At 72.5% G+C, this 10,739-nt stretch carries 11 protein-coding genes; 2 read left to right on the plus strand and 9 right to left on the minus strand.

Going from position 1 to position 10,739, the window contains the following annotated elements; genetic code table 11:
* Nucleotides 1-100: 100 nt before the first annotated feature.
* On the minus strand, nt 101-223 hold the full coding sequence (locus AB0M52_RS23175; protein WP_111211957.1) for a 50S ribosomal protein L36: 123 nt from the start codon (nt 221-223) through the stop codon (nt 101-103).
* A 174-nt stretch (nt 224-397) separates the two neighbouring features.
* Between AB0M52_RS23175 and AB0M52_RS23180 the strand changes: the two genes are divergently transcribed.
* Nucleotides 398-1,354 (plus strand): LysR family transcriptional regulator, encoded by a 957-nt coding sequence (locus tag AB0M52_RS23180; protein WP_363957218.1) that lies wholly within the window; start codon nt 398-400, stop codon nt 1,352-1,354.
* On the opposite strand, the gene AB0M52_RS23185 is transcribed toward AB0M52_RS23180, so the two are convergent.
* From AB0M52_RS23185 to AB0M52_RS23220, 8 genes are read right to left on the minus strand one after another with little or no spacing between them, the layout of a single operon-like run.
* Nucleotides 1,279-2,514 (minus strand): VWA domain-containing protein, encoded by a 1,236-nt coding sequence (locus AB0M52_RS23185; protein WP_363957221.1) that lies wholly within the window; start codon nt 2,512-2,514, stop codon nt 1,279-1,281. The genes AB0M52_RS23180 and AB0M52_RS23185 overlap by 76 nt on opposite strands.
* Entirely contained in the window at nt 2,511-3,263 is a 753-nt protein-coding gene (locus tag AB0M52_RS23190; RefSeq protein WP_363957224.1) for an SRPBCC family protein, read from the minus strand. The genes AB0M52_RS23185 and AB0M52_RS23190 overlap by 4 nt, the downstream gene beginning before the upstream one ends.
* Entirely contained in the window at nt 3,260-4,129 is an 870-nt protein-coding gene (locus tag AB0M52_RS23195) for a MoxR family ATPase (protein ID WP_363957227.1), read from the minus strand. Before AB0M52_RS23195 ends, AB0M52_RS23190 begins: the two co-directional genes overlap by 4 nt.
* Complete coding sequence (locus AB0M52_RS23200) at nt 4,126-4,704, minus strand: nucleotidyltransferase family protein (RefSeq protein ID WP_363957230.1); 579 nt, start codon at nt 4,702-4,704, stop codon at nt 4,126-4,128. The genes AB0M52_RS23195 and AB0M52_RS23200 overlap by 4 nt, the downstream gene beginning before the upstream one ends.
* Before the next feature lie 2 nt (nt 4,705-4,706).
* Entirely contained in the window at nt 4,707-5,576 is an 870-nt protein-coding gene (locus AB0M52_RS23205; protein ID WP_363957233.1) for an XdhC family protein, read from the minus strand.
* An 8-nt stretch (nt 5,577-5,584) separates the two neighbouring features.
* A complete protein-coding gene (locus AB0M52_RS23210; RefSeq protein WP_363957236.1) occupies nt 5,585-7,975 on the minus strand; it encodes an aerobic carbon-monoxide dehydrogenase large subunit in 2,391 nt (796 codons plus the stop codon).
* Complete coding sequence (locus tag AB0M52_RS23215) at nt 7,972-8,520, minus strand: (2Fe-2S)-binding protein (protein ID WP_363957239.1); 549 nt, start codon at nt 8,518-8,520, stop codon at nt 7,972-7,974. The genes AB0M52_RS23210 and AB0M52_RS23215 overlap by 4 nt, the downstream gene beginning before the upstream one ends.
* A 2-nt stretch (nt 8,521-8,522) precedes the next feature.
* Nucleotides 8,523-9,395 carry a xanthine dehydrogenase family protein subunit M gene (locus AB0M52_RS23220; protein ID WP_363957242.1) on the minus strand — a complete coding sequence of 291 codons (873 nt, stop codon included), beginning with the start codon at nt 9,393-9,395 and terminating at the stop codon, nt 8,523-8,525.
* A gap of 118 nt (nt 9,396-9,513) precedes the next feature.
* Between AB0M52_RS23220 and AB0M52_RS23225 the strand changes: the two genes are divergently transcribed.
* A complete protein-coding gene (locus tag AB0M52_RS23225) occupies nt 9,514-10,587 on the plus strand; it encodes an XdhC/CoxI family protein (protein ID WP_363957245.1) in 1,074 nt (357 codons plus the stop codon).
* The last annotated feature ends 152 nt before the right edge of the window (nt 10,588-10,739 follow it).

A 10,739-nucleotide genomic window follows, 5' to 3' on the forward strand; every position in this document is an offset into this window, starting at 1 on the left:
GCGATCGTCGCGGAGCCTCTCCTCGGCGTCTACAAGGGGCATGTGGGCAGCGGTCAGCTCGATCCGCGGAGCGACTGCGCCGATCGTGTTCGAGCTGGACTCAGCCCTGGCGGCTCTTCCACTGCGGGTTGGCGCGGTTCACCACGACCACCCGGCCGCGCCGGCGAACCACCACCGAACCCGGCTTCTGCTTCAGTGACCGCAGCGAGGTGCGTACCTTCATGTCTGTCTCTCCTCGGCTCGGGTCCTGCCTCGTGCCGTACGCAGGAAGAAACACCGATCCGGGCGGCGGGATTCCCAAGGCGAGGTCGAGGCGGGCTGGCGGCGGCGCGACCGAGCGGGGATGATCGAGTTCGTCGCGAGGAAGTTTCCGGACTATGAAGAGGATCGGACACCGATGACTCCGGCACAGCTGCGCGCCTACGTCGCGGTGGTCCGGATGGGCTCCGTCAAACACGCCGCCGCGCAGCTCGAGGTCTCCGAGTCGGCCGTCTCGTTGCACATCGCACAGTTACGCAAGGAGTTCGGGGACCAGTTGTTCACCCGAACGGCGGCCGGCCTCGCGTTCACCCCCGGTGGGCTGCGGCTGGCCAGCCGCGCGACCGAACTGCTGGGCCTGCAGGACCGTACGGTGGTGGAGGTGAACGCCGCGGCACGCGGTCGCCGGCTGCTGCGGGTCGCCGCCTCCAGCCTGTTCGCCGAGCTCGCCGCGCCGGGGCTGATCGAGCTGTTCACGAAGCGCGCCGCTGACCTGGACGTCGAGCTGAGTGTGCGCAACCCGGGCTCGTTCGAGACGCTGCTGCTGACCCGCGCCGCCGACATCGCGATCGGGCCGCAGCCGCCAGTCGTGGACCGAGCGATCGCCGCCCGGCCGGTGATGAACTACCGGCTCGTGATCGTCGTCGCGCCGGACCATCCGCTGGCCGGCGTGCGGGCCTCGGCGGCGCAACTGCGCGAGCAGACCTGGCTGCTCGGGCCGTCGGCGGCCACCGACCTGGGCGCGGTCCAGGCGATGCTGCGCCGACTCGCCGTACCCGACGACCGGCAACAGATCTTCCAGAGCCACGCGGCCGCGCTGGGCGAGGCGAAACGGGGCAAGGGCGTCGCGCCGGCGTTGTCGTTCACCGTCGCACCGGAGGTCCGCGGCGGCGATCTCCTGCTGCTGGCCGGCCCGCACACGACGTCCGAGGCGGTCTGGCATTCGCTGGTGCTCACCAACCCGGGCGCACCGTCGGCGGCGGCCGAGCTGTCGCGGTTCGCCTCGACGTCGCGGGCGATTCAGGCGATGATGCGCGGCGCGGGCGTCAGCGTCGGCCACTTCAAGCCGGCGGTCCATGTGACGCTCTGGAGCTGACCGGCGGCGTCCAGCAGGTCTTGGAACGTCCCGGCCGGCAACAGCCGGTCGCAGTGGGGCAACGCGGCGGCCATGCCCGCCACCCGGGGCACGAAGCCGGGCACACCGGCCCGCGGATTCAACCAGATGATCCGGTGCGCACGGCGGCGCAGCCGCCCCATCGCGGCGGCGAGTGCGCCCGGTGGGTCGCTGTCCCAGCCGTCCGAGCCGATCACCACCACCGACCCGCGGACCGCGTCGCCGTGATGGGAGGCGAGGAGAGCCCGCAGGTTCGTGGCGATCCGGGTACCGCCGAACCGGTCGGTCACGGCCGCGCTGGCCTGCGCGACCGCCTCGACCGGCGAGGTGCGGCGCAGCGCGACGGTGAGCCGGGTCAGCGTCGTCGCGAACGCGAACACCTCGGCGTCGGCGACCGTCGCGAACGCCCGCATCAGGTGCAGGTACGCCGTCGCCTGCGCCCGCATCGACTCGCTGACGTCGCAGAGCAGCACGACCCGGCGCGGTCGGCGCACCGGCCGCTCGCGAACCACCTCGACGGGTTCCCAGGCGGTACGGCGGGCCCGGGCGACCGTCGGCCGCAGCGCGATCCGACGTCCGGCCGGGCTGACGGCGTGCCGCCTGGTGCGTCGCGTCGGCCAGCCGGCCACGGCCGCGTGCAGGGCGTCGCCGAGCAGCGCGACCTGCTCCCCGTCGAGTTCCTCGAACGGCCGGTCGGCGAGCCCGGCGAGAGCGGCGGGACGCCGCTCGGGAAGCCGCAACCCGGCGTCGGACTCCCCCGCCTCGGCGACGGCCGGTGGCAGCGTCGCCCACGGCAGCCCGCCACCGGAGCCCGGGTCGGCGGTGTCCGCCGGCACCGGCACGTGCACGTCGTCACGGCGACCGGGCGGGGCCGCTGACCGGGTCAGTGGCAGCGGCGGCGCGTCGGCGAAGACGGCGGCGAACACCCGGTCGAAGGCGGCGAGGTCGGCGTGCCGCCGGACCAGGCTGATCCGGGCGGTCCAGTAGAGCGCGGGCAGCTCCACGGGTGGGTCGACGGCGAGCACCCGGACGAAGTCGTCGACCTGGGTCAGCCCCGCCGGGACGCCCGCGCGCCGCAACCGGTCGGCGAGCGCCACCGCGAACGCGGCGCGGTCGACCCCGCGCAGCAGGGCGGAGGTCACCGCTGCGCGACCAGCCAGGCGATCACCGCGCCGACCACGACGAGCCCGACGAGCACCGGCACGACCCGCTTGGTTATCGACCCGCCGGCGACGCTGAGCAGGTCCAGCGCCTCAGCTTCGGCCGCAGGCGTGGGCTCGGCGGCGGTGCCGGGCGTGGTCACGGCCGGCGCGGTGGCGGCGGTGGTGGCTGGTGCGACGGGTGTGGTCTCGACGGCGGCGCCGGCCGCGGTCAGGCCGGGCGCTGCGGCGGGCGGTGGGGTGGCGGCGGGCGGTGGGGTGGCGGCGGGCGGTGGGGTGGCGGCCTCCTCGGCCGCCAGCTTGGCTTCGAGGTTGGCGACGAACTGGGCGAGCAGCTTGCCCGACACCTCCTTGATCATGCCGCTGCCGAACTGGGCCAGCTTGCCCGAGATCTTCAGGTCGGTGTCCACGCTCACCAGCGTCCGGTCGCCGTCCGGACGGAGCTGGGCGGTGATCAGTGCGGCGGCGTTGGCCGCCGAGCGGGCGTCGCGGCCCTTCGCGTCGATCACGGCGCGGTACTGCGTGTCGTCCTTCTCGACGAACCGCGCGGTACCCGCGAACTCGGAGATGACGGGTCCGACCTTGACCTTCACCCTGCCCTTGTGGACGTCGCCGTCGACGCCGGTGAGCTGGGCGCCCGGCAGGCAGGGCGCGATCCCTTCGAGGTCGGTGAGGACCGCCCAGGCCCGCTCGATCGGGACGTCGACGGCGAACTCGTTAGTGATCTTCATCGTTGACTCTCCTGGTGGGTGCCGAGCGCGGCGGCGACGGCGGCCCGGTCGTCGGGGGTCTTCGCGATGGTGCCGACGGTCCGCAGGACGTCGTCGCCGGCAAGGTCGGTGGCACCCAGTACGGACAGCGCGGCGACCCAGTCGATGACCTCGGCCATCCCCGGCGCCTTGTCCAGTTCCAGGTCGCGTACGCCGCCGACGAACTCCGTGGCCGTGCGGATCAGCGGCTCGGCCGCGCCCGGCACCGCCCGGCGGACGATCTCGGCCGCCCGGCCCGGCTCCGGGAACTCGATCCAGTGGTACAGGCAGCGGCGGCGTAGCGCGTCGTGCAGTTCCCGGCTGCGGTTGGAGGTGAGCACGACGATCGGCGGTGTGCTCGCGGTGTACGTGCCGAGTTCCGGGATGGTGATGCCGGACTCGCCGAGGAACTCGAACAGCAGCGCCTCGAACTCGTCGTCGGCGCGGTCGATCTCGTCGATCAGCAGCACCGGCGGGACCGGCCCCGGATGGCGTACGGCCCGCAGGATCGGCCGCTCCTGGAGGAACTCGGCGCTGAACAGGTCCGCGTCGGTGAGGTGCGCGTGCTGCGCCTCGGCGAGGCGGATCGCGAGCAGTTGCCGCTGGTAGTTCCACTCGTAGAGCGCCTCGCCGGCGGTCAGGCCCTCGTAGCACTGCAGCCGGATCAGCGTGGTGTCCAGCGCCCGGGCCAGGGCCTTGGCGGCGGCGGTCTTGCCGACGCCGGGTTCGCCCTCCAGCAGCAGCGGCTTGCCGAGCTTCACGGCCAGGAAGAGCGCCATCGCCATGCCCTCGTCGGCCAGGTAGTCAACGGCGTCGAGACGGCGGGCGACGTCGAGGGGATCCTTCACGGCGCCTCGCCCGCCAGCAGCCGCTCGTAGTCGGCGCGGGTGTCCACGTCGATCGGCACCGGCCCGTCGGCGGGCACCTCGGTGACCGGGTGGCGGCCGGAGTGCAGCAGCTTCCACACCGCCTTGTCGCCGTGCAGGCCGTGCAGCTCGGGAAAGACCTCGCAGCCGAACCGGAACGGATGCCCCAGCCCGTCGGCGTACCGGCACACGGCCAGCGCGGTGTCTGCCGAGGCGACCCGCCGCACGTCGGCGGTGCGGACGCCGGGTTGGTCGCCGAGCAGCAGCACGAGCCCGCCGGCGCGCGGGTCGACCAGCTTGACCGCCGTGCTGATCGACGAGCCGCAGCCGGTGCTGAAGTCGGGGTTCTCGACGATCTGGACCCCGGTGAGGTCCACCCGGTCGCGGACCCGGTCCGCGGCACCGCCCAGCGTCACCAGCAGCTGGTCGAATCCGCACGAGCGGGCCAACTCCAGGGTGGCGTCGAGCAGGGTCCGCCCACGGTACGGCAGCAGCTGCTTGGCCTCGCCGAGGCGCACGGACGCCCCGGCGGCGAGCACCAGACCGGTCACGAACACGGCTACACCGCCGTGAAGCTCGCGAGGCAGCCGGGGCAGCAGAACCAGTGGTCCTGCCCGTCGACGCGGACGTGCGGCGTGTCCGGTGCGACCGTCACGGTCATTCCGCACACCGGGTCGACGGCCTGGCGCGGCCGGGCCGCGGGCGTGGTCGCGGCTGGGGCCAGGCCGTCGCACCTGACGGCCCGGACCACCTCGGCCAGGATGGACAGGGCGATCTCCGGCGGGGTACGCGCCCCGATGTCCAGCCCGGCCGGCGAGTGGACGCGGGCGCGTTCGGCGTCGGTCAGCCGCAGCTCGTCGAGCAGGGCGGCGGCGCGCTTGCGGCTGGCGACCAGCGCGATGAAGCCCACGCCGGCGTCGAGCGCGGCCCGGATCGCGTCCTGCTCGCCCTTGCCGAGGCCGGCCACCACGACCGCGGTTGCCCCGGCGTAGTCGCCGGTCGCGGCCACCTCGAAGTCGAGGAACCCGGCCAGCGTCGCCACCGCGGCGCTGATCGGGGTGCCGCCGGCCACCCCCAGCACCGGTGCGGGCAGCATCGGTCGCAGGAAGATCTCGATCGCGCCGCCCGAGTGGCACGGGTTGACCACCACCCGCGCGCCCGGGGTGTCGGGAAACGCGGCCGTGCCGTCCGGCAGCACCCGCAGCAGCAGCGTGTTGCCGTCGCGCAGGGTGTCCAGGGCGGCGGCGCGCACCGAACTCTCGGCACACGCCCCGCCGACGAAGCCCTCGATCGACCCGTCGCGGAGGATCACCGCGGCGTCGCCCGGCAGCGCCGACGTCGGTTCCTGGACGCGGACCACGGTGGCGTGCACGAACGGCTCACGGGCGGCGGTCAGCTCGCGGGCGCGGTCGGTGATCTTCGTCGACATCATGCCCCTCAGATCGGCGGCTGCGGGTTACCGCGCATCGCGTCCCAGACCCGGGACGGGGTCAACGGCATGTCGGCGTGCCGTACGCCGAAGGGTTTCAGGGCGTCCACCACCGCGTTGACGATCGCCGGCGGCGACCCGACGGTGGCCGACTCCCCCACCCCCTTGGCGCCGATCGGATGGTGCGGCGAGGGGGTGACGGTGTGGCCGGTCTCCCAGTCGGGCACCTCGAGCGCGGTCGGGATCAGGTAGTCCATCAGCGACGCGCCGAGGCAGTTGCCGTCCTCGTCGAACGCGATCATCTCCATCAGCGCCATGCCGACCCCGTCGGTCAGCCCGCCGTGCACCTGACCTTCGATGATCATCGGGTTGATCCGGGTACCGCAGTCGTCGACCGCGATGAACCGCCGCACCGTCACCTGCGCGGTGCCGGGATCGATGTCCACCACGCAGATGTACGCGCCGTGCGGATAGGTCAGGTTCGACGGGTTGTAGCAGATCTGTGCCTCGAGCCCGCCCTCGACGCCGTCGGGCAGGTCACCGGCACCGTGCGCGCGCAGGGCGATGTCCTGGATGGTGACGGACTTGCCCGGGTCGCCCTTGACGTGGAACGCGCCCTTCTCCCATTCCAGGTCGGCGACCGAGACCTCGAGCATGCCGGAGGCGATGATCCGCGCCTTGTCGCGGACCTTGCGGGCGACCAGCGCCGCCGCCGCTCCCGACACCGGCGTCGAGCGGCTGCCGTACGTGCCGAGGCCGAACGGCGTGTTGTCGGTGTCGCCGTGCACCACGTCGATGTCGGCCGGCGGGATGCCGATCTCCTCGGCGACGATCTGCGCGAACGTCGTCTCGTGCCCCTGGCCCTGGGACTGCACGCTCAGCCGGACCACGGCCTTGCCGGTCGGGTGCACCCGCAGCTCACAGCCGTCCGCCATGCCCAGCCCGAGGATGTCCATGTTCTTGCGGGGCCCGGCGCCGACGGCCTCGGTGAAGAACGAGATGCCGATGCCCATCAGCTCGCCCCGGGCCCGCTTCTCCTCCTGCTCGCGGCGCAACTCGGGGTAGCCGGCCAGCTCCATCGCCAGCCGCATGGTGGGCTCGTAGTCGCCGGAGTCGTACACCCAGCCGGTCTTCGTGGTGTACGGGAACTGCTCCGGTCGGATGAAGTTCTTCAGCCGCAGCTCGGCCGGGTCCATGCCCAGCTCGTCGGCGAGGCAGTCGACGATCCGTTCGACCAGGTAGACGGCCTCGGTGATGCGGAACGAGCAGGCGTACGCGACGCCGCCGGGCGCCTTGTTGGTGTAGACCGCGGTCATCTTGCAGTAGGCGGCCTCGATGTCGTAGCTGCCGGTGAACACGCCGAAGAAGCCGGCCGGGTACTTGACCGGGGCGGCGGTGCCGTTGAAGGCACCGTGGTCGGCGAGCACGTTGGTGCGGATGGCCAGGATCCGGCCGTCCTGGGTGGCCGCGATCTCGCCGCGCATGATGTAGTCGCGGGCAAAACCGGTGCTGATCAGGTTCTCCGACCGGTCCTCCATCCACTTCACCGGCTTGCCGGTGACGATCGAGGCGACGATGGCGCAGACGTACCCGGGATAGATGGGCACCTTGTTGCCGAACCCGCCGCCGATGTCCGGCGAGATCACCTGGATCTTGTGCTCGGGCAGACCGGCCACGATGGCGTAGAGGGTTCGGTGGGCGTGCGGCGCCTGGGTGGTGGACCAGAGCCGCAGCCTGCCCTCGACCGCGTCGAAGTCGGCGACCGCCCCGCAGGTCTCCATCGGCGCCGGGTGCACCCGGGGGTAGACGATGTCCTCGCTGACCACCACGTCCGCGCGGGCGAACACGGCCGCGGTGGCCGCCTCGTCGCCGGTCTGCCAGTCGAAGCAGTGGTTGTTCGTCTTGCCCTCGAGGTCGTCGCGGATCACCGGGGCGTCCGGCGCGAGGGCGCGGCGCGCGTCGATGACCGGGTCGAGGATGTCGTACTCGACGTCGATCAGTTCGAGCGCGTCCCGCGCGGCGTACCGGTCCTCCGCGACCACGAACGCCACTTCCTGGCCCTGGAAGCGGACCTTGTCGGTGGCGAGCACGGCCTGTACGTCGTTGGAGAGGGTCGGCATCCAGGCCAGGTTCTGCTCGGCCAGCATCGCCCCGGTCACCACCGCCTTGACCCCCGGGGACGCCTCGGCGGCGCTGGTGTCGATGCTGACGATCCGGGCGTGCGCCACCGGCGCCCGGAGAATGGCGAGGTGCAGCAGTCCGGGCAGTTGGATGTCGTCGACGTACCGGCCGCGGCCACGGACGAACCGTGGGTCCTCCTTGCGCAGCATCCGGCCGTACCCGATGGGTTTCTGGTCGTTGTCGTGGAAGGTGTCCACGCGCTCGTGCACGGTCGTCATGAGGCGCTCCCCACGGCCTGGCCGGCGTCCGCGTGCTCGCCGGCTTCGCTTGGCTGGGTCTGCTCGGGGACGCGGGCCGCGGCGGCGGCTTCGTGCACGGCGGCCCAGCGAACCGAGCGCACGATGGTGGCGTATCCCGTGCAGCGGCAGATCTGGCCCGAGATCGCCTCGCGGATCTCCGCCTCGCTCGGGTCCGGGTTCCGGTCGAGCAGCGCCCGGGCGGTCATCATCATGCCCGGCGTGCAGAAGCCGCACTGTAGGCCGTGGCACTGCATGAAGCCCTGCTGGATCGGGTCGAGTTCGCTGCCTTCGGCCAGGCCCTCGACCGTACGCACCTCGTGGCCGCCGGCCATCGCGGCGAGTACCGTGCACGACTTCACCGGCTCGCCGTCCAGCCAGACCACGCAGGTGCCGCAGTTGCTGGTGTCGCAGCCCCAGTGCGTGCCGGTCAGGCCCAGCACGTCCCGCAGGAAGTGCACCAGCAGCAGCCGGCCCTCGATCTCCCGGGTGACCTCGACGTCGTTGACGGTCATCGTGACCTGCATGCTCAGCTCCTCGCCCGCTCGGCGGCCCGGCGCAGGGCCCGCTTGGTCAGCTCGGCGGCCAGATGCCGCTTGTAGTCCGCGCTGCCGCGCTGGTCGGTGACCGGGTCGCAGCTGCCCGCCGCGATCGCCCCGGCCTGCTCGAAGAGGCTCTCGGTGGGTGCCTGGCCGCGCAGCGCCGCCGAGACCTCCGGGATGCCCGTGGTGTTCGGGCCGACCGCGGCGAGCCCCACCCGGGCGTCGGCGATCGTGCCGCCGTCGAGCCAGACCGCCGCGCCGGCCGAGACCACCGCCCAGTCGCCGGCCCGCCGCTCGACCTTCTCGTACGCGCTGCCGCCGCCCGGCCGCACCGGCAGCCGGATCTCGACGAGCATCTCCGCGTCGCCAACCGCTGTCTCGTACGGCCCGACGTGGAACTCCTCCATCGACACGACCCGTTCGGCACCGCCCGGCCCGCGAATCACACAGCTCGCGTCCAACGTCGTGCAGACCGCGGACAGGTCCTCGGACGGATCCGCCTGGCAGAGCGAGCCGCCCAGCGTGCCCCGGTTGCGTACCACCGGGTCGGCGATCACCCGCTCGGCATCGGCGAAGATCGGGAACGCCGCGGCCAGCTCGGCGGACTCGAGCAGCTCACGGTGCCGGGTGAGGGCACCGATCCGCAGCTCGTCGCGCCCCGGGCGGATGTAGCCCAGTTCCCCGTGCAGATCGTTGATGTCGATCAGATAGTCGAAGTTGGCCAGCCGCAGCTTCATCATCGGCAGCAGGCTGTGCCCGCCGGCGACCAGTCGCGCCGTGCTGCCCAGCCGCTCCAACAGGCCGATGGCCTCGTCCACAGTGGTGGCGCGCTCGTACTCGAACGGTGCCGGAACCTGCATGTCGCACCTCCGCAGTCCCGGCCGAATCTGGCCCCCGCCCATTCCAAAGTCAACGTCGACCTAAGCGAATGCTTAGGTCGACGTTGACCTGCCGCCGTACCACCCGGATCGTGCTGCCATGCGGGACATCGCCGACGGGCTGGCGGCCTGGCGCGTGGCCGGCGTCGCGTTCGCCGTGGCGACGGTCGTACGGACCTGGCGGTCGGCGCCCCGGCAGCCGGGCGCGACCATGGCGGTCTCCGCCGACGGTGAGGTCCTCGGCAGCGTCTCGGGTGGTTGCGTCGAGGGTGCGGTCTACGAACTCTGCCTGGAGTCGATCGAGACCGGTAAGGCGCGCACCGAGATCTACGGCGTCAGCGACGACGACGCGTTGGGTGTGGGCCTGACCTGCGGCGGCACGATCGAGGTGCGGGTCCAGCCGGACGTCGCGATGACCGAGCTCGATGAGGTGCTGGCTGCGATCTCGGGCGGCCGGCCGGTTGCCACGGCGTCGGCGGGGGACGCTCAGTTGGTAATCTGGCCCGACCGGGTCGCGGGCAGCCTCGGCGATCCCGACCTGGACCGCGCGGCAGCGCGGCAGGCGGCCGGGATGCTCGCGCTCGGCACCACCGGCACGGTCCACCTCGGTGCGCACGGGGAGCAGCGACGCGACGAGGTGTCGCTCTTCGTCCAGTCGTACGTGCCCCCACCCCGCATGATCGTTTTCGGAGCGATCGACTACGCCGCCGCGGTGGCCCGGATCGGCCGCTTCCTCGGCTACCACGTCACGGTCTGCGACGCCCGCCCGGTGTTCGCCACCCGCAAGCGGTTCCCGGACGCGGACGACCTCGTCGTCCAGTGGCCCCACCGGTACCTCGAGTCGACGGCCGTCGACGAGCGCACGGTGCTGTGCGTGCTGACCCACGATCCGAAGTTCGACGTGCCGCTGCTCGAAGTCGCCCTGCGCACCCCCGCGTGCTACATCGGCGCGATGGGCAGTCGCCGTACCCACTCCGACCGGCTGCGCCGGTTGCGCGAGGCCGGTGTGGACGAGGCGGCCCTGGCCCGGCTCTCCTCCCCGATCGGGCTGGACCTGGGTGCGCGTACGCCGGAGGAGACGGCCGTGGCGATCGCCGCCGAGATCATCTCCCGGTCCTGGGGTGGCACCGGCCGTCCCCTCACCGGCCTCAAGAGCCCGATCCACCGCGGTTGACCGGGCGTCGTGTCGGACCGGGTTGGTCCGCCCGTCCCTGACTTCCACCGCGCTCCACCTAATGAGTTGTGGGAGTTGGCCGGTGGGTGAGGCAGACTCCTGGTGGGTAGCCGCTGGCGGATGAGCACTTGTTCGGCCTGGGCCTGGTGTGG

The organism is Micromonospora sp. NPDC051296, from assembly GCF_040682255.1.
In the GTDB taxonomy this organism is placed as follows: Bacteria; Actinomycetota; Actinomycetes; order Mycobacteriales; family Micromonosporaceae; genus Micromonospora; species Micromonospora craterilacus.

What these genes read in the sequence shown, in the direction of transcription:
- AB0M52_RS23205 (WP_363957233.1), bottom strand. Translation starts at nt 5,576, where the DNA reads ATGTCGACGAAGATCACCGACCGCGCCCGCGAGCTGACCGCCGCCCGT.
- AB0M52_RS23210 (WP_363957236.1), bottom strand. Translation starts at nt 7,975, where the DNA reads ATGACGACCGTGCACGAGCGCGTGGACACCTTCCACGACAACGACCAG.
- AB0M52_RS23175 (WP_111211957.1), bottom strand. Translation starts at nt 223, where the DNA reads ATGAAGGTACGCACCTCGCTGCGGTCACTGAAGCAGAAGCCGGGTTCG.
- AB0M52_RS23225 (WP_363957245.1), top strand. Translation starts at nt 9,514, where the DNA reads ATGCGGGACATCGCCGACGGGCTGGCGGCCTGGCGCGTGGCCGGCGTC.
- AB0M52_RS23220 (WP_363957242.1), bottom strand. Translation starts at nt 9,395, where the DNA reads ATGCAGGTTCCGGCACCGTTCGAGTACGAGCGCGCCACCACTGTGGAC.
- AB0M52_RS23215 (WP_363957239.1), bottom strand. Translation starts at nt 8,520, where the DNA reads ATGCAGGTCACGATGACCGTCAACGACGTCGAGGTCACCCGGGAGATC.
- AB0M52_RS23180 (WP_363957218.1), top strand. Translation starts at nt 398, where the DNA reads ATGACTCCGGCACAGCTGCGCGCCTACGTCGCGGTGGTCCGGATGGGC.
- AB0M52_RS23190 (WP_363957224.1), bottom strand. Translation starts at nt 3,263, where the DNA reads ATGAAGATCACTAACGAGTTCGCCGTCGACGTCCCGATCGAGCGGGCC.